Genomic DNA, 17,638 nt, shown 5'->3' on the forward strand with positions numbered 1-17,638 from the left:
CCCGACGCGATGCGCGCAAGCCGCGGCTTGGCCCGCTGCTCCAGCCGTTCACGCACGACGTCACCCTGTTCCGTGTAATGTCCTTGCCTTCATCGCGGGCTTTCGCCAGAGAAGGCCGATGAATTCGCCTCTGCCAGCCAGCACACGCCAGCGGCTCGACGACCTGCTCGTCCAGCGTGGGCTGTTTGCCAGCCGTTCGCGCGCCCGTGACGCGGTCGAGCGTGGCACGGTGACGGTTGACGGCGCAATTGCCCGCAAGCCCGGCCAGAACGTTTCGCCGCAATGCCTCGTTGTCATCGACGATCCGGCGCAAGGCTATGTTTCGCGCGCGGCGCTCAAACTGATCGGCGGGCTAGACCATTTCGGCCTCGACCCCGCCGGCCGCGAGGCCCTCGACATCGGCGCCTCGACAGGCGGTTTCACCCAGGTATTGCTCGAACGCGGCGCGTCCCATGTCACGGCCATCGATGTCGGCCACGGCCAGATGCATCCTGATGTCGGCGGTGATCCGCGCGTAACCGTGATCGAAGGCCTGAACGCACGCGATCTCACCGCCGCCGATCTTGCCGGCCACAGTCCGGATTTCATCGTTTCCGACGTCAGTTTCATCTCGCTGAAACTTGCGCTGCCGCCGGCGCTTGCTCTTGCGAGGCCCGGCGCCGGCGCGGTCTTTCTGGTCAAACCGCAATTCGAGGCGGGTCGCGAGGCGATCGGCAAGGGCGGTCTGTTGAAGGACCCCTTCGATGCCGCCCGTGTCGCGGGCCTGCTGCAGGATTGGCTGGATGCCGTTCCCGGCTGGCGCTCGCTCGGCCTGCATCTGTCGCCGATCGAAGGTGGCGACGGCAATCGCGAATTCCTGCTCGGTGGGATCAAGGACCGATGAGCGCACGCTTCACAATACGAAAGCTCGGATCGCAGGGCGACGGCATCGCCGAAACCGAAAGCGGCGATCTGTTCATTCCCTTCACGCTGCCGGGCGAGACCGTCACCGCCGCGCGCGAAAGGGATCGCGCCACGCTGATGGCGGTGCTGGAGGCCTCGCCGCTGCGCGTCGACCCTGCCTGCCGCCATTTCACCGAATGCGGCGGTTGTGCCCTCCAGCATTTCGAGACCGAAGCCTATCGCGGGTGGAAACGCGAAAAGGTGGTGCACGCATTGAAGGGCATCGATTGCGAGATTGGCGAACTGGTCGCCTGCGCGCCGCGATCGCGCCGCCGTGTCGTGCTTGCCGCCCGGCGCACTGAAACAGGCATGTTGCTCGGCTTCAATCGCCATCTGTCGCCGGAAATCATCTCGATATCCGAATGTCCGATCTCGCTGCCGGAGATCGTCGCCGCGCTCGGCCCGTTGAAGGCGCTGGCCGGATTGATATGTGCCACCACCAAATCATTCCGGATGGCGGTCACCGTGACGGCTTCGGGCCTCGACGTCGCGGCGCACGACCCCGGCAAGCTCGGCGAACACCAGCGCCGTATCGCTTCCAATTTTGTCATTGCGCAGGGCTTTGCCAGATTGTCCATCGACGACGAGATCGTCATCGAGCCGAGGAAGCCTGTCGTCATGTTCGGCAGCGTCGCGGTCGCCGTGCCGCCGGGCGCCTTCCTGCAGGCGACCGAGGCAGCCGAACAGACAATGGCCGAGATCGTCGGCGGACATCTGAAGCGTGCGAAAAAGGTCGCCGACCTTTTTGCCGGTTGCGGCAGCTTCGCCTTGCGGCTGGCCGCGAAGTCGGAGGTGCACGCGGTCGAAGGCGATGCGGCCGCACTCTCGGCGCTCGACCGGGGTTCCCGCTTCGCGACCGGCATCAAGCGGGTGACGGGCGAACGCCGCGACCTGTTTCGCCGGCCACTGACGTTCAAGGAGTTGAACGCCTTCGACGGCCTTGTCTTCGATCCGCCGCGCGCCGGCGCCGAGGATCAGTCGAAGCAGATCGCCCGCTCGGATGTCCCGTTCGTTGCCGCGGTGTCCTGCAATCCGGTGACGCTGGCTCGCGACCTGCGCATCCTCATCGATGGCGGCTACAGCTTGAAAAGCGTGACGCCCATCGACCAGTTCCTGTGGTCTCCTCACGTCGAAGCGGTCGCCTTGCTGGAAAGGCCGAAGAGGCGGCGGTAGTTCACGACCGCCGGTTCGCAGGAAATTTCTGAAGCCTCTGTTCTTTCGACCAAATTGTGCCCTAAAGCCGCCTTTGTGCGGGTTCCTAATTTCGCATCTTTGGGAAACATTTCGGCCCATTCGCCGTTACTAATATGAACCGATGGCGATAACGGACATGCAGACCCTTCAGAAATTCACCGGCCTCATCATCGTTCTTATCTTTTTCGCGGTCAGCTCCTCGACCGGAGCCCTCGCGCAAGGTGAAAAGCGCTTGGCGTTCGTCATCGGCAATGGCGCGTATCAGGCCGGCGAGCTCGCGACCGCCGCCAATGATGCGGGCCTGATCGCGCAGACCTTGCAGGCGGCCGGGTTCGATGTGGTCGGGGCGCGCGATGTCGATCAGGAATCGCTGCGCGGCGCATTGCGCGATTTCCTCGGCAAGGTCTCCGCCGCCGGTCCCGACGCGATTGTCTTCGTCTATCTCGCCGGCCACGGCGTGCAGTTCGAAGGCGAGAATTACTACTTGCCGATCGATGCCCAGATTGCCAGTCCAGCCGACGTGCCGCTTCAGGCGATGCGGCTCTCCGATGTCACCAAATCGCTGGCCGGATTGCCGACGAAGGTCAACATCGTCGTGCTTGACGCGGCGCGGCCAAATCCCTTCCCGAAGTGGAAAGAGCCGCTGGCCGGCGGCCTTGCGTTGGTCGATCCCGACCCGAACATGCTGATTGCCTTCAACGCCGCTCCCGGAACGGTCGCGCCCGAAGGCAAAGGCCCCTACGGTGCCTATGCCCAGGCGCTGGCCGAGATGATACGCCAAGGCGGATTGTCGCTTGACGACGTGTTCGACCGCACACGATTGCGTGTCAACGAGGTGACGCAAGGTGCGGAAGTGCCGTGGAACGCCTCGAAAATCGTCACGCCTTTCGTCTTCTTCGACCGCGCTGCGGACGCGCCCGCGCCCAAGGTCTCGGAGGCCGACTCCCGGTCCAATCGAACCAGGGCGATCCGCGATTTCAATGCTCATGACGCCTATGTCGCGGCTCTCGATCGCGACACGATGCGCGGCTACGAGGATTTCCTCGTCACTTATCCACACGATCCGATGGCCAAGCGCGTGCGCGCCATCATCGCCGCGCGGCGCGAGGCGATCACGTGGCGTGAGACCTGGCTGCAGGACACCCCGGAAGCCTATTGGTCTTATCTGCGACGCTATCGGCATGGTCCGCATGCCTGGGACGCGCGCTGGCGGCTCGAGCATTTCGACGCTGCGCTGGAACCGCCGGAGGAATTCACCGTCTATGACTATGATTTGCCGCCGCCGCCGGAGGAGGAAATCGTCTACGTCGACAGGCCGGTGCTCTATTTCGACGATCCCGATTTCGACTTCGAGCCGCCACCGCCGATCGCGGTGATCTTCCTGCCGCCGCCGCCGCCGGAATTCGTCGTGTTGGAAGCGCCTCCGCCGCCGGTTGACGTCTTCGTCCTGCCGACACCGGTATTCGTGCCGATACCTGTGTTTATCAATCCGCCGCGTCACATCGTGCCGCCGCCGAACGACATCATCTTCAACAACATCCACAACACGACCGTCATCAACAACATCAACACGACGATCAAAAACGAGACCATCAATCACAATGCTCAGGGTGGCCTCACGACAGGCCAGAAGACGGCCGGAGGCACGGTTGGGGCCGGCCCGGCTGCACTGGCGGCCAGGGTCGCGCTGCCGCCGCTGCTGAAAAAGAGAGTGGCCATGTCCGGTCAGGCCCCGTCCAATCAGCAACAGGGCGGCTTGCCGCCGAAGCCTGGCCAACGTGTGATACAGGGCCAGCAACCTGATGCAGCGACTCCGCTGTCGAAGACCTTGTCGACCGGTAAGCTTGAAACCGATCACGCCCTGCCAGGAGCCAACGGTAGAAAGCTGCCGCTCATCAACGGTCGGCCGGCGCTGAACGACGAGAATTTGCCCAGCAACAAGTCCAGGAAGCAGCTTGGCAAGCAAGGCATCGTTGGCCGCAACCAAGAGGCGACTGGAAATGCCGGTGCAGCTGTTACCGGAGAGCAGGGCACAGCTCGGCAGAACGGCAAGAAGTTCCGCAAGCTGCCGACCGTCAACGGTGCTCCGGCCGAAAATCGGCCTGGCGTGCAGGAGCGGCTCAGGAAGAACAATCCGGAGCTGTTCTCCAACCAAGGTCAAGGCCCGGCCAGCGGAAACGACAGGAGCAGGAAGCTCCGCAGACTGCCGACCGTCAACGGTGAGCCAACCGACAACGGACCGGGCGTGCAGAAACGGTTCAGCAGGAACAATCCGGCGGTGTTCTCCGACGAGAATCAGGGCTCCGCCAGCAGGAACGACAGGGGCAGGACGTTGCGCCGGCTGCAGAACAGCGAACAGGGGGCCGCCGGCCCGCAGGTTAACGTCCAGCGCAACCTCAAGATCAGGCCGAACGAGAATGCGCAGCGTCAGTTGAGACAGGAAAGGCCTAACGAGCAGGTGCTCCGGCCGCAGAGATCGGAGCCGAAGCCGGAATTCCGGGCGCAGCCGAGACAGCAGATGCAAGAGCGGCGTCTCCCGCAGGAGCAGCCGCCACAGCAGCTCAAGAAAAAGCCGTCTTGCGGAAAGCAGGGCGAACCGGCCTGCAACCAGTAGGCTGCCGCGGCCGGGAGTCGCCCTTTCCGTTCGCGGGGCGAACATCCTTGCTCGTTGCCAGACAGGGGGCCTCTGGTGTGGCGCATCAGCCCGTCAAAGGCGATCGCTCCGGCCGCTCAGATTACGCGCTTGGCGGCATCCGTCAGGTTTTCGGCGTGCCGCCTCGCTGGTTGACTGACTGCCAGACATTCGGATTCTGCTGCGACTGACGTTTCAGAAAGTAGTAGCCGGTCGCGTTCCAGGGCCTGATTTCGTCGACCATATTGTCCAGGACGAGATCGCCTTTGTCGGTTTTCACCGTCAGGATGGTGTGGCCTTCATTGCTGAGGTCGCGCACGACCGTCATCAGCAGCGCCTGTCTGGGAAATCCAGCCTCCTGAAGGAGCTTGCGTTTGTAGAGTGCGTAGATCTTGCAATCGCCCTTGCCGTCAACCGGGTAATCCCAATGGTCCGCCATCGTGCCCCAGTGATCGAAATTGCTGACGGGTTTGATGGCGCTGTTCGCCTTCTGATTTATCCGCTTGAGGATGCGGAGGTTCCGTGCTGTCAGCTTGACATTCGCGGCCGGCAGAGCGGGCACCTTGCACTCTTTTGGCCGGCGATGACAGAAGTCGATCCAACCGTAGGGGACGCCGGTGCTTCCACCCACGGCGGCGGCAGAAGATTGCGTCGATCGCGCCTTGAACCACGTCGACTGTGCTGCCGCCGGACTGGCTTGCAGTGCTGTCGCGCCAATCAACGAAACGAAGCCAAGCAGGAAAGACGAAGTCAGGACAGGCCGCATTGCCAAACCACCACCGCAACGAGGAACTGGTGCTGCGTTCGTGCGCAAAAGGCAGCCCAAGCAGTCAAAGACCTAATAATGTCTTAATGTGGATTGTGTTCGCTTCAAGGTCGCGGCCGGGATTCAGGTTGGGAACGCCGGCATCAGCCTGTCGCTGAGAGAATACGCTCGACGAAGGCAGGCACCATCCGTGTCGCCGGCCGCTCGATCTGTTCGTCGAAGTTCTATCGCCACGAACAGGTCGAAACGCGTCAGCGCTTCGTCGATCTCTTCCGAACGGCGCCGAGCCTCAAACCCGGGTGCCGCCGACCGTCATCTGGTTCATCCTCAGATGCGGCTGGCCGACGCCGACCGGCACGCCCTGGCCGGCCTTGCCGCACATGCCGATGCCATTGTCGAGCTTCATGTCGTTGCCGACCATCGAGACGCGGTGCATGGCGTCAGGTCCGTTGCCGATCAGCATCGCGCCCTTGATCGGCTGCGTCACCTTGCCGTTCTCGATCATGTAAGCCTCGGTGCAGCCGAACACGAATTTGCCCGACGTGATGTCGACCTGGCCGCCGCCGAAGGACACGGCATAGATGCCGTTCTTGACCGAGGCGATGATCTCGTCCGGCTCCATGTCGCCCGAGGTCATGTAGGTGTTGGTCATGCGCGGCATCGGCTGGTGCGCATAGCCTTCGCGCCGGCCATTGCCGGTGGCTTTCATGCCCATCAGACGCGCGTTCTGCCGGTCCTGCATGTAGCCGACCAGCTTGCCGTCCTCGATCAAAACGTTGCGGGCCGAAGGCGTGCCTTCATCGTCGACAGTGAGCGACCCGCGCCGCTCGGCGATGGTGCCGTCGTCGACGACGGTGACGCCCTTGGCGGCCACCTGCTGCCCCATCAGGCCGGCGAAGGCCGAGGTCTTCTTGCGATTGAAATCGCCTTCCAGCCCGTGCCCAACGGCTTCGTGCAGCATCACGCCCGGCCAGCCGCTGGACAGCACGATGTCGAAAGTGCCCGCCGGGGCCGGGATCGCCTCGAGGTTGACCAGCGCCTGCCTGAGCGCCTCCCTGGCGGCGTGCTTCCAGCTGTCCTCGACCAGGAAGTCGCCGAACGCCTTTCGCCCGCCCATGCCATAGGAGCCGCTCTCCTGGCGGTCGCCATCGCCGACGACGACCGAGACGTTGACGCGGACCAGCGGCCTGATATCGCGCACCACCTGGCCGTCGGCGCGCACGATCTCGATATGCTGCCAGGATGCGGCGATCGAGGCCGTCACCTGGCGCACGCGTGGATCCTCGGCGCGCAGCCAGGCGTCGATTTCCTGCAGCAGCTTCCCCTTGGCCTCGAAGGAAGGCGAGGGGATCGGGTTCTCGTCGCCGTAGAGATGGCGGTTGGTGCGGGCGGGGGCCGCGGCAAGCGTGCCGGAATACCCACCCTTGACGGTCGACACGGCATTGGCCGCGCGCAGCAGCGACGCCTCGGACAGGTCGCTGGAATGAGCGTAGCCGCTGGCTTCGCCGGCGACCGCACGCAGGCCAAAGCCCTGGTCGGTGTTGAAATTGGCGGTCTTTAGCCGGCCGTTGTCGAACATCAGCGCCTCGCTCTCGCTGTATTCGAGGAAAAGCTCGCCGTCGTCGGCGCCCTTGATGGTGTCGGCGACGATCTGCTTGATGCGGTCGTCTGAAATGTCGAATTGGCCGATCAGGCTGTTCATGGCGCGTCCGTCCGTGGGATGATTGCTTTCCCCCGATGTAGGCGTGAAGCCGCGCCCGCACAATCGGCAATGAAGATCAGCGCCGACGAATGACATCGTCCGCTCGATGGCAAGGCATGCATCCGGGGTCGGCAAAAGCCGCGTCCAGGTCTGGTTCAGCGCGAGGCCGCGATCAGGGCAGGGCGGCGAAACCCTCGGCGAAACCCTTGAGGTCGACCGGGATGCCGATGCCTTCCTCAGGCGTCTGGAAGACGATGAACGTTGCCGACGTGCCGGTCTTCAGCGTGTCGAGCAGGGGCTTTTCGAGAATGACCTCGGCATAACACCCGTCCTGGAAGCAGCGCACGAAATAGGCGCGGCCGATGTCCTTGCCGTCGACGTTGAGACCGAGGCCGTTCGGCAACAGCACGCCGAGCGGCGCCAGCACGCGCAGGATCTCGGCCTTGTTGTCGGCGGTGCGCAGCACGACGACCGAAAGCCCCATCTCCGGACGGTCCTCGGCGACGACGTTCTGCATCATCACGCATTGTTCCGAGGTCGCGCCGGCCGGCGTGTCGCAGATGATCGACCATGCGCCATGCGTCGACTTGACCGTGCCGCTCGGCTGGGCCGCATTGGCCTGCCCGGCGACGAACAGACCGGCCGCCGACAGGACGGCGAGAAACATGGCGTTTGCCAGGGTTCTCGAAAGTCTCAGTCGCGTATGCCTCAGTCTCGAAAGCCAAGAGTTCATGACGGCTCCATTGCGAATCACGGCACTTTAAGCTGCGCCAATGCCAAGTAAAGGACGAGACCGCGGCCGGACTGTCCCGAAACAGGCAATACAGCGCTTTTCCCTGTCAAATTCGCCTGAATTACGACGCTCTGCGGGCTCCGCCAGCGTAGGGCGGACAGCCCGCCGAACATACGCGATTCGCCACCATCGCCATTGCCTTCGAAGAGCCATGTCAGCTTGCGCGCAAAAATGCCGCACGGTTTCGACCGCTCCTTTCTTGCGGAGGGAAAAAGAGTATGGTTTGAACCACCTTGAGACTGTCGGGATTCCCGTCCCGGCATTGTTCGTTATTCTCGTTGGCGCAGCCGCGAGGAACTGGGAGACGAAGAGGGCGATGAGAAATTTCCTAGCTGGCGCCAGGTTTCTAGCAAGTGCCAAGTTTCTGAGTGCTTGTGCCGCCGCCACGATTTTTGCCCGCACATCCGCCCAAGCCGACCAGCCCGTGGAGTGGGAGACCACCTTCCAGGCGCCGGCGACCGACATGATGCGGCAGATCGAGTGGTTCGGAAACTACACGATGTGGTTCATCGTTCCGATCACCATCCTGGTGCTCCTTCTCCTCGCCTACTGCATCGTGAGGTTTCGCGCGAGCGCCAACCCGGTTCCCTCCAAGACCAGCCACAACACGCTGATCGAGGTGATCTGGACCGTCGGTCCGGTCGTCATCCTGCTTTGCCTGGCCATTCCCTCGTTCCAGCTCTTGACCGCGCAATATACGCCGCCGGAAGAGGCCAAGCTGACAGTCAAGGCGACCGGCAACCAGTGGAACTGGGACTACGAATACCAGACCGACAACACGCTCGCCTTCAACTCCGCGATCCTCCAGGACGGCGACCGCGCCAAGGCCGGCAAGGAAGACCGCAAGGTCTATCCGCGCCTGCTCGCCGTCGACAACGAACTGGTGGTGCCGGTCAACACCATGACCCGCGTGCTCGTCACCGCGACCGACGTGATCCACTCCTTCGCCATGCCGTCCTTCGGCATCAAGATCGACGCCATTCCAGGCCGTACCAACGAGACCTGGTTCAAGGCGGAAAAGGAAGGTCTCTACTATGGCCAGTGCTCGCAGCTCTGCGGCAAGGACCATGCCTTCATGCCGATCGCCATCCGTGTCGTCTCGGATGCGCAGTTCAAGACGTGGCTGGCGGCAGCCAAGACCGATCTGCCGGGCGCCAACAAGACGCTCATGGCCGAGGTCGATGGCCAGAACAAGGTAGCGGCCGCCGGCAATTGATGCCGCGGTTTAGCAAGATTTAGGGAACGGAGCGGAACATGGCAGACGCTGCAGCTCACGACGGGCACGACCACAAGCCGTATCATGGCTGGGTGCGGTGGGTTTATTCGACCAACCACAAGGACATCGGTACGCTCTACCTGATCTTCGCGATCATGGCCGGTATCATCGGCGGCGCGCTGTCGGTCGCCATCCGCATGGAGCTGCAGGAGCCTGGCATCCAGATCTTCAGCGGCCTGGCGCAGATGGTCTACGGCATGAACGGTGACGCCGCGGTCGACGGCGGCAAAAGCATGTACAATGCCTTCGCCACCGCGCACGCCCTGATCATGATCTTCTTCATGGTCATGCCGGCGCTGATCGGCGGTTTTGCCAACTGGATGGTGCCGATCATGATCGGTGCGCCGGACATGGCGTTCCCGCGCATGAACAACATTTCGTTCTGGCTGCTGCCGCCGGCCTTCATCCTGCTGCTCACCTCGATGTTCGTGCCGAGTGCGCCGGGCGCCTACGGCGTTGGTGGCGGCTGGACGCTCTACCCACCCCTCTCGACCTCGGGTCAGCCCGGTCCGGCCATGGATCTGGCGATCCTGTCGATCCACATCGCCGGCGCCTCCTCGATCCTCGGTGCCATCAATTTCATCACCACGATCTTCAACATGCGCGCCCCTGGCATGACGCTGCACAAGATGCCGCTGTTTGCCTGGTCGGTGCTGGTCACTGCGTTCCTGTTGCTGCTGTCCCTGCCGGTTCTGGCCGGCGGCATCACCATGCTGCTCACCGACCGCAATTTCGGCACCACCTTCTTCGCTCCCGATGGCGGCGGCGATCCGCTGCTGTTCCAGCACCTGTTCTGGTTCTTCGGCCATCCGGAAGTCTACATCCTGATCCTGCCGGGTTTCGGCATCATCAGCCATATCGTCTCGACCTTCTCGAGGAAGCCAGTGTTCGGTTACCTCGGCATGGCTTACGCCATGGTCGCGATCGGCGCCGTCGGCTTCATCGTCTGGGCGCACCACATGTACACGACCGGCCTGTCGCTCGACACGCAGCGTTATTTCGTCTTCGCCACCATGGTCATCGCCGTGCCGACGGGCGTGAAGATCTTCTCCTGGATCGCAACGATGTGGGGCGGGTCGATCTCGTTCAAGACGCCGATGCTGTGGGCGCTGGGCTTCATCTTCCTGTTCACCATCGGCGGCGTCACCGGCGTCCAGCTGGCCAATGCCGGCCTCGACCGGTCGCTGCATGACACCTATTTCGTCATTGCCCACTTCCACTACGTGCTGTCGCTGGGCGCGGTGTTCGCCATCTTCGCCGGCTGGTACTACTGGTTCCCGAAGATGACCGGCTACATGTACTCGCCCGTCATCGCCAACACCCACTTCTGGGTCACCTTCGTCGGCGTCAACCTGATCTTCTTCCCGCAGCATTTCCTCGGCCTCGCCGGCATGCCGCGCCGCACCATCGACTATCCCGATGCGTTTGCGGGCTGGAACTATGTGTCGTCCATCGGTTCTTATATCTCGGCCGTCGGCGTCCTGATCTTCCTCTACTGCGTGTTCGAAGCCTTCCAGAAGAAGCGGGTGGCCGGCGCCAATCCGTGGGGCGAGGGTGCAACGACGCTCGAATGGCAGCTGCCTTCGCCGCCGCCCTTCCACCAGTGGGAGCAGTTGCCGAAGATCAAGTAAGGCGGCTTCCCCTCGAATGCGAAACCGCCGGTCCGCCGGCGGTTTTGGCCAACGGAATAATGGACTTCAGTACGCATGGCCCTAGTCGACGAAACCAGCATTGACGAAGCGGGCTTCCGCATGTCGGAAGCGACGGCGGGCGATTTCTTCGCACTCCTGAAGCCGCGCGTCATGTCGCTGGTGGTGTTCACCGCCTTTGTCGGGCTGGTCGCCGCACCGGTGACCATCAATCCGCTGCTGGCGGTGATAGCCATCCTGGCAATTGCGATCGGGGCTGGCGCCTCCGGTGCCCTCAACATGTGGTACGACGCCGACATCGACGCGGTAATGACCAGGACCGCCAGCCGCCCGGTCCCGTCGGGCCGTATCCAGCCGCACGAGGCGCTCAGCTTCGGCCTGGTGCTTTCGGTCCTGTCGGTGATGACGCTCGGCGTGCTGGTCAACTGGCTGGCCGCCACGCTGCTGGCCTTCACCATCTTCTTCTATGCCGTCGTGTACACGATATGGCTGAAACGCTCGACGCCGCAGAACATCGTCATCGGCGGTGCCGCGGGCGCCATTCCTCCGGTGATCGGCTGGGCTGCGGTGACCGGGTCGGTCAGTTTCGAAAGCATCATCCTGTTCCTAATCATTTTCCTTTGGACGCCGCCGCATTTCTGGGCGCTTGCGCTGTTCAAGTCCGAGGACTATGGCCGCGCCGGCATCCCGATGATGCCGAACGTCGCAGGTCATGCATCGACCCGTCGTCAGATTTTCGCCTATGCATTGGTGCTGGCCCCAGTTGGCGTGCTGCCCTGGCTGCTCGGCTACACGACGCCATTCTATGGCGTGGCCGCTCTGCTGCTGGGCGCTGGTTTCGTCTGGTATGCCTGGAAAGTGCTTGGCATGGCCGACGATGACCGCGCCATGAAGCCGGCCAAGGCCCTGTTCGCCTATTCGCTGCTCTATCTCTTCGCCATCTTCGCCGCCTATCTGGCCGACAGTGTCGTCGAACGCGCGCTTGCCATGGGTGGGGCATGACCATGGTCGAGAAAGAACTCGAGACGGTCACCCTGACCGAGCGCCAGAAGAAGGCCCAGCGCAGCCGTTCCATTGCGATTGGCGTGGCGCTGGCTCTGCTGGTCGTGATTTTCTACATCGCGACGATCGTGAAGTTCGGCCACAATTTGTCGGGCAAGATGTGATGAGCGCCGAGACGCCCAGAAAGACGGCGGGCAAGACCAGCAACCGCGTCGTCGCGGCTGTCTGCCTCGCCTTCTTCACCGGCATGATCGGCATGGCCTATGCAGCCGTGCCGCTGTACAAGATGTTCTGCCAGGCGACTGGTTATGGCGGCACGACGCAGCGTGTCGAGAAGCAGTATGCCGGCCGCGTGCTTGACCGCGAGATCACCGTCCGCTTCGATGCCAACATTGCCGGCGTGCCGTGGGAGTTCCAGCCGGTCCAGCGCTCGATGACCATGAAGATCGGCGAGACCGTGCAGGCACATTATCAGGCCACCAACAAGTTCGATCGCCCCGTCACCGGCCGCGCCACGTTCAACGTGCAGCCGGAACTGGCGGGCCCTTACTTCAACAAGGTCGAATGCTTCTGCTTCACCGATACGACGCTGAAGCCCGGCGAGACGCTGGACATGCCGGTCCTGTTCTATGTGGATCCCGACATCGTGAACGTGCCGGAACTGAAGGACATCAAGACGATCACGCTGTCCTATACGATGTTCCCGGTCGAGAAGAACAAGCCGGTCGCCTCCTCGGAGCCGGCCAAGGGCAATAGCAAGACAGTTTCAGATACCGAAGGAAATCTCGGGGGTTGATATGGCAGACGCGCACGCAAAACCACACCATGACTACCATCTCGTCGACCCGAGCCCGTGGCCTTTCCTGGGATCGGTCGGGGCGCTTGTCACCGCTTTTGGCGGTGTCTGCCTCATGGAATACCTGAAGGGCGGTTCCTTCCCGATCTTCGGCTTCAACATTGCCAATCCTTGGCTGTTCTTCATCGGCATCGTGATCGTGCTGTACACCATGTTCGCCTGGTGGTCGGACACGATCAAGGAAGCGCATGAGGGCCACCACACGCGCGTCGTGTCGCTGCACCTGCGCTACGGCATGATCATGTTCATCGCCTCGGAGGTGATGTTTTTCGTCGCCTGGTTCTGGGCCTATTTCGATGCCAGTCTTTTTGCCGGTGAGGTGCAGAACTACGCGCGCCACACGTTTACCGGTGGTGTCTGGCCGCCGAAGGGCATGGAGGTTCTCGATCCCTTCCACCTGCCGCTTTACAACACCGTCATCCTGCTGCTGTCGGGCACCACGGTCACCTGGGCGCATCACTCGCTCATCCATGGCGACCGCAAGGGGCTGGTCAACGGCCTCGTGCTGACCGTCGGCCTCGGCATGCTGTTCACCATGGTGCAGGCCTACGAGTACATGCACGCGCCGTTCGGCTTCAAGGATTCCATCTACGGCGCCACCTTCTTCATGGCGACCGGCTTCCATGGCTTCCATGTCATCATCGGCACCATCTTCCTGCTGGTCTGCCTGATCCGCGCGATGAAGGGCGACTTCACCCCCAAGCAGCATTTCGGCTTCGAGGCGGCCGCCTGGTACTGGCACTTCGTCGACGTGGTCTGGCTGTTCCTGTTCGCCTCGATCTACGTCTGGGGATCGGTCGGCGCGGTGATCGAGGGCCACTGATCCAGCCTTTGGGATTTCGATTTGGGGAAGGCGGTCGCGGCAACGTGGCCGCCTTCTTCTTTTCGGCGCTATGATTGTCGTGGTGGGGCTGGCTGCTTCAATTGGTCGACTGGACCGACGGCTGCATTGCGGTTACGGACTCCGACATGGACGAAATCTGGGCAATGGTGGCCGATGGGACGCCGATCGATGTCGAGCAATGACCATGAATGAAGACAACCATGAGTGAAGATAGGGCGATCTGGCCTCCGATCGATCCGATTTCGGCCGGCCTGCACGGCCGTTGCCCGCGCTGCGGCGAGGGGCGGCTGTTTTCCGGCTTCCTCACCGTCGGCAAGCGCTGCGTCAATTGCGGCCTCGACTATTCCTACGCCGATGCCGGCGACGGGCCGGCGGTGTTCGTCATCCTGATCATCGGCTTCATCATCGTCGGGCTGGCGCTCTGGGTTGAAGTGACGCTGAGCCCGCCGCTCTGGCTGCATCTGCTGATATGGATCCCGCTCGCCCTGGTGCTGTGCCTGACGGCGCTTCGCTTGATCAAGGGCGTGCTGCTCACCCTGCAATACCGCAACAAAGCGGCCGAGGGTCGGCTGGATCGCGGCGAATGAGCGAAGCTTCCGCCAAGGCCGGCGGCCGTTCGCGGCCGAGATCGGCGCTGTTGATCGCCCTTGGCCTTGTGCTGTTCTTCATCCTGCTGGCGCTCGGCACCTGGCAGGTCCAGCGCCTGCACTGGAAGGAAGGCCTGCTGCAGACCATCGACCAGCGCACCCATTCGGCGCCGTTGCCGCTGGCAGAGGTCGAGAAGGAATTCGCCTCGACCGGCGACGTCGACTACACGCCGGTCACGGTCACCGGCACTTTCCTGCATCCCGGCGAACGGCACTTCTACGCGACCTGGGAAGGGGATGCCGGCTTCAACGTCTACACGCCGCTGGCCCTCGACGATGGCCGTTTCGTTCTGATCAACCGTGGCTTTGTGCCCTACGACCTCAAGGATGCCGCCAAGCGTGCCAAGGGACAGCCAACGGGCAAGGTCACGGTCACCGGGCTTGCTCGCAACCCGCTGTCGGCAAAGCCCTCGATGATGCTTCCCGACAATGACGTGGCCAAGAACATCTTCTACTGGAAGGACCGCGACGTCATGGCCGCGAGCGCCGGCCTGCCGGCTGGGTTCAAGCTGGTGCCGATCTTCATCGATGCCGACAAGACGCCTAACCCCGGCGGCCTGCCGGTCGGAGGCGTCACCATCATCGACCTGCCGAACAGCCATCTGCAATATGCTGTCACCTGGTACGGGCTCGCCGCCGCGCTTGCCGCCATACTCGTCCTGCGGCTTCGCCGGCCCGCGAAAGAGGACTGAACGCGAGCGACGCCCCCTTTCTACACAGACCCTTGACAGGGCGGGGGTGGGCACCTCATTTCGGCGCTGACGAACCGGCAGGATTTAATGCTTCACACAACCGCCAAGCCTCCTCTGACGATCCGGCTCTGCCAGCCGCGCGGTTTTTGCGCGGGCGTCGACCGTGCCATCCAGATTGTCGTGCTGGCACTGAAGAAATATGGCGCGCCGGTCTATGTCCGCCACGAGATCGTGCACAACCGCTACGTCGTCGAGGGGTTGCAAAGCCTTGGCGCCGTGTTCATCGAGGAACTTTCCGAAATCCCGGCCGAACATCGGCAGTCGCCCGTCGTCTTTTCGGCGCACGGCGTGCCCAAGTCGGTGCCGGCGGACGCGCAGGCGCGCAACCTGTTCTATCTCGATGCAACCTGTCCGCTGGTCTCCAAGGTCCACAAACAGGCGATGCGGCATCAGCGGCTTGGCCGCCACGTTCTGCTGATCGGCCATGCCGGGCACCCCGAGGTGATCGGCACCATGGGACAGTTGCCGGAAGGCGCGGTAACGCTGATCGAGACCGAGGCCGATGCCGCCCGGCTTGTGCCGGCCGATCCCGAGGCACTCGGTTTCGTCACCCAGACAACGCTCTCGGTCGAGGATACTGCCGGTATCATCCGCGCGCTGCAGGAACGCTTTCCGGACCTGCAGGCGCCGGCGGCGGAATCGATCTGCTATGCCACCACCAACCGCCAGGAAGCGGTAAAGGACACGGCCCCCGGTGCTGACCTCTATCTGATCGTCGGCGCTCCCAATTCCTCGAATTCGCGCCGCCTCGTCGAAGTTGCCGAACGCGCCGGCGCCGCCATGTCGCTTCTCGTGCAGCGCGCCGCCGAAATTCCGTGGAATGACATCGGCAGCATTTCGACGCTTGGCCTGTCGGCGGGAGCATCGGCGCCGGAGATCATCGTCGACGAGATCATCGACGCGTTCCGTCAGCGTTTCGATGTGACCATCGACCTGGCCATCACGGCCACCGAAACAGAGGATTTTCCGGTCATGCGGGTATTGCGCGATGTCGAACTGACGCCGGCCGACATGGCCTTCGTCAACGGGGCCGCGTGAACGGCCATGGCGGTGTACACCGACGTTGCGGAGGGCGAACTCGGCGCTTTCCTGAAGCACTATCCGGTCGGCGACCTCCTGTCCTATAAGGGCATCGCCGAAGGTACCGAGAATTCGAACTTCCTGCTGCACACCTCCAGCGGTTCCTACATCCTGACGCTCTATGAAAAGCGGGTCGAGAAGGCGGACCTGCCGTTTTTCCTTGGGCTGATGGGCCACCTCGCCAACAAGGGGGTGTCCTGCCCGTTGCCGGTTACCGCGCATGACGGCAGCGTCATCGGCACGCTGGCCGGCCGGCCGGCGGTCATCATCACCTTCCTCGAAGGGCTTTCGCTGCGGCGACCGGCCGCGACCCATTGCGCCGAGGTTGGCAAGGCGCTGGCCGCGCTGCATCTGGCCGGCGCCGATTTCTCTATGACCCGCCCCAACGCGCTCGCCATCGACGGCTGGCGCAAGCTTTGGGACGCGGCCCGCGCCCGCGCCGACGAAGTCGAGCCGGGACTGGCGGCCGAGGTCGATGCCGACTTCGCCGATTTCGAACAGAACTGGCCCAAGGGGCTCCCCAAGGGCATAATCCACGCCGATCTTTTCCCGGACAATGTCTTTTTCCTGGGCGAAAAGCTTTCGGGTCTGATCGATTTCTATTTCGCTTGTGACGATCTCTACGCCTACGATGTCGCCACCTGTCTCAATGCCTGGTGCTTCGAGAAGGATTTTTCCTTCAACCTTACCAAGGGCAAGGCATTGCTTGCCGGTTATCAGAGCGTGCGCCCGCTGAGCGCGGAGGAGAAGGCGGCGCTACCGATGCTGGCGCGCGGCTCGGCGCTGCGCTTCATGCTGACCCGGCTTTACGACTGGCTGACCGTCCCCGATGGCGGGCTCGTCATGAAACGCGACCCGACCGAATACATCAGAAGGATGCGGTTCCATCGGGCGATCAGATCTCCTTCGGAATATGGATTGGCCGAATATGGGGCATCATGAGCAAGCAGGTTGAAATCTTTACCGATGGCGCCTGTTCCGGCAATCCCGGCCCCGGCGGCTGGGGCGCCATCCTGCGCTTCAACGGCGCCACCAAGGAACTCTCCGGCGGCGAGGCCGAGACGACCAACAACCGCATGGAATTGCTGGCGGCCATTTCGGCGCTGAACGCGTTGAAGGAGCCTTGCACGGTCGAGCTTCATACCGACAGCAAATACGTCATGGACGGCATTTCCAAATGGATCCATGGCTGGAAGAAGAACGGCTGGAAGACCGCCGACAAGAAGCCGGTCAAGAACGGCGAGTTGTGGCAGGCGCTGGACGAGGCCAACCGACGCCACAAGGTCACCTGGAACTGGGTGAAGGGCCATGCCGGCCACACCGAGAACGAGCGTGCCGACGAACTGGCACGGGAAGGCATGGCGCCGTTCAAGAAGGGGCCTTTCAGGCCGGCAGTGCTGGCGCCAAAGCCTGATGGCCAGGCAGAGCAGCCGCTGGCTTCGAAGCCGCGTCGTTCTACGCAGAGCTATTGAGCTTCTGTTCGAGGGGGCTGACCGGCCGGAG

General features: G+C 62.9%; 17 protein-coding genes and 1 pseudogene. 15 read left to right on the plus strand and 3 right to left on the minus strand.

Features of this window, described 5'->3' with window-relative positions:
* The first annotated feature begins 118 nt into the window (after positions 1-118).
* The 3 genes from EN808_RS15460 to EN808_RS15470 all read left to right on the plus strand — a co-directional run bounded on the left by EN808_RS15460 (position 119) and on the right by EN808_RS15470 (position 4,750).
* Complete coding sequence (locus EN808_RS15460; RefSeq protein ID WP_127873114.1) at positions 119-883, plus strand: TlyA family RNA methyltransferase; 765 nt, start codon at positions 119-121, stop codon at positions 881-883.
* On the plus strand, positions 880-2,115 hold the full coding sequence (locus EN808_RS15465) for a class I SAM-dependent RNA methyltransferase (RefSeq protein ID WP_127279342.1): 1,236 nt from the start codon (positions 880-882) through the stop codon (positions 2,113-2,115). Before EN808_RS15460 ends, EN808_RS15465 begins: the two co-directional genes overlap by 4 nt.
* A 157-nt stretch (positions 2,116-2,272) precedes the next feature.
* Complete coding sequence (locus tag EN808_RS15470) at positions 2,273-4,750, plus strand: caspase domain-containing protein (protein WP_135916282.1); 2,478 nt, start codon at positions 2,273-2,275, stop codon at positions 4,748-4,750.
* Between the two features lie 142 nt (positions 4,751-4,892).
* Here EN808_RS15470 and EN808_RS15475 read toward each other — a convergent pair whose 3' ends face one another.
* The 3 genes from EN808_RS15475 to EN808_RS15485 all read right to left on the minus strand — a co-directional run bounded on the left by EN808_RS15475 (position 4,893) and on the right by EN808_RS15485 (position 7,969).
* Complete coding sequence (locus EN808_RS15475; protein ID WP_189522193.1) at positions 4,893-5,534, minus strand: transglutaminase-like cysteine peptidase; 642 nt, start codon at positions 5,532-5,534, stop codon at positions 4,893-4,895.
* Positions 5,535-5,823: 289 nt separating this feature from the next.
* A complete protein-coding gene (gene tldD / locus EN808_RS15480) occupies positions 5,824-7,236 on the minus strand; it encodes a metalloprotease TldD (protein ID WP_135916283.1) in 1,413 nt (470 codons plus the stop codon).
* A 172-nt stretch (positions 7,237-7,408) separates the two neighbouring features.
* The gene (locus EN808_RS15485) at positions 7,409-7,969 is read right to left on the minus strand and encodes an invasion associated locus B family protein (protein ID WP_127281239.1); all 561 of its coding nucleotides are present in this window, start codon (positions 7,967-7,969) and stop codon (positions 7,409-7,411) included.
* A gap of 259 nt (positions 7,970-8,228) precedes the next feature.
* Between EN808_RS15485 and coxB the strand changes: the two genes are divergently transcribed.
* The 12 genes and pseudogenes from coxB (at position 8,229) to rnhA (ending at position 17,607) form a co-directional block, all read left to right on the plus strand.
* Positions 8,229-9,245, plus strand: coding sequence for a cytochrome c oxidase subunit II (gene coxB / locus EN808_RS15490; protein WP_189524121.1), 1,017 nt, complete (start codon positions 8,229-8,231; stop codon positions 9,243-9,245).
* A gap of 38 nt (positions 9,246-9,283) precedes the next feature.
* The gene (ctaD, locus tag EN808_RS15495; RefSeq protein ID WP_127279327.1) at positions 9,284-10,936 is read left to right on the plus strand and encodes a cytochrome c oxidase subunit I; all 1,653 of its coding nucleotides are present in this window, start codon (positions 9,284-9,286) and stop codon (positions 10,934-10,936) included.
* A gap of 75 nt (positions 10,937-11,011) precedes the next feature.
* Entirely contained in the window at positions 11,012-11,956 is a 945-nt protein-coding gene (locus EN808_RS15500) for a heme o synthase (RefSeq protein ID WP_127279328.1), read from the plus strand.
* Positions 11,953-12,120 (plus strand): hypothetical protein, encoded by a 168-nt coding sequence (locus EN808_RS15505; RefSeq protein ID WP_189522194.1) that lies wholly within the window; start codon positions 11,953-11,955, stop codon positions 12,118-12,120. The genes EN808_RS15500 and EN808_RS15505 overlap by 4 nt, the downstream gene beginning before the upstream one ends.
* The gene (locus EN808_RS15510; RefSeq protein ID WP_127279329.1) at positions 12,120-12,752 is read left to right on the plus strand and encodes a cytochrome c oxidase assembly protein; all 633 of its coding nucleotides are present in this window, start codon (positions 12,120-12,122) and stop codon (positions 12,750-12,752) included. Before EN808_RS15505 ends, EN808_RS15510 begins: the two co-directional genes overlap by 1 nt.
* Before the next feature lies 1 nt (position 12,753).
* Positions 12,754-13,635: a cytochrome c oxidase subunit 3 gene (locus EN808_RS15515; protein ID WP_127279330.1), complete on the plus strand. Its 882-nt coding sequence runs from the start codon at positions 12,754-12,756 to the stop codon at positions 13,633-13,635.
* Positions 13,636-13,715: 80 nt separating this feature from the next.
* Positions 13,716-13,838 (plus strand): annotated as a pseudogene (locus EN808_RS37620) (L,D-transpeptidase family protein); the annotation flags it as partial.
* An 18-nt stretch (positions 13,839-13,856) separates the two neighbouring features.
* On the plus strand, positions 13,857-14,243 hold the full coding sequence (locus EN808_RS15520; RefSeq protein WP_027142361.1) for a DUF983 domain-containing protein: 387 nt from the start codon (positions 13,857-13,859) through the stop codon (positions 14,241-14,243).
* Positions 14,240-14,995, plus strand: a complete 756-nt coding sequence (locus EN808_RS15525) for an SURF1 family protein (RefSeq protein ID WP_167531498.1) — start codon at positions 14,240-14,242, stop codon at positions 14,993-14,995. The genes EN808_RS15520 and EN808_RS15525 overlap by 4 nt, the downstream gene beginning before the upstream one ends.
* Before the next feature lie 87 nt (positions 14,996-15,082).
* A complete protein-coding gene (gene ispH, locus EN808_RS15530; RefSeq protein ID WP_127873120.1) occupies positions 15,083-16,093 on the plus strand; it encodes a 4-hydroxy-3-methylbut-2-enyl diphosphate reductase in 1,011 nt (336 codons plus the stop codon).
* Between the two features lie 6 nt (positions 16,094-16,099).
* Positions 16,100-17,077 (plus strand): homoserine kinase, encoded by a 978-nt coding sequence (locus EN808_RS15535; RefSeq protein ID WP_127280539.1) that lies wholly within the window; start codon positions 16,100-16,102, stop codon positions 17,075-17,077.
* Entirely contained in the window at positions 17,074-17,607 is a 534-nt protein-coding gene (gene rnhA, locus EN808_RS15540; protein ID WP_127280540.1) for a ribonuclease HI, read from the plus strand. Before EN808_RS15535 ends, rnhA begins: the two co-directional genes overlap by 4 nt.
* Positions 17,608-17,638 lie beyond the last annotated feature (31 nt).

It is taken from the genome of Mesorhizobium sp. M8A.F.Ca.ET.165.01.1.1 (assembly GCF_004792065.1).
Taxonomy (GTDB): domain Bacteria; phylum Pseudomonadota; class Alphaproteobacteria; order Rhizobiales; family Rhizobiaceae; genus Mesorhizobium.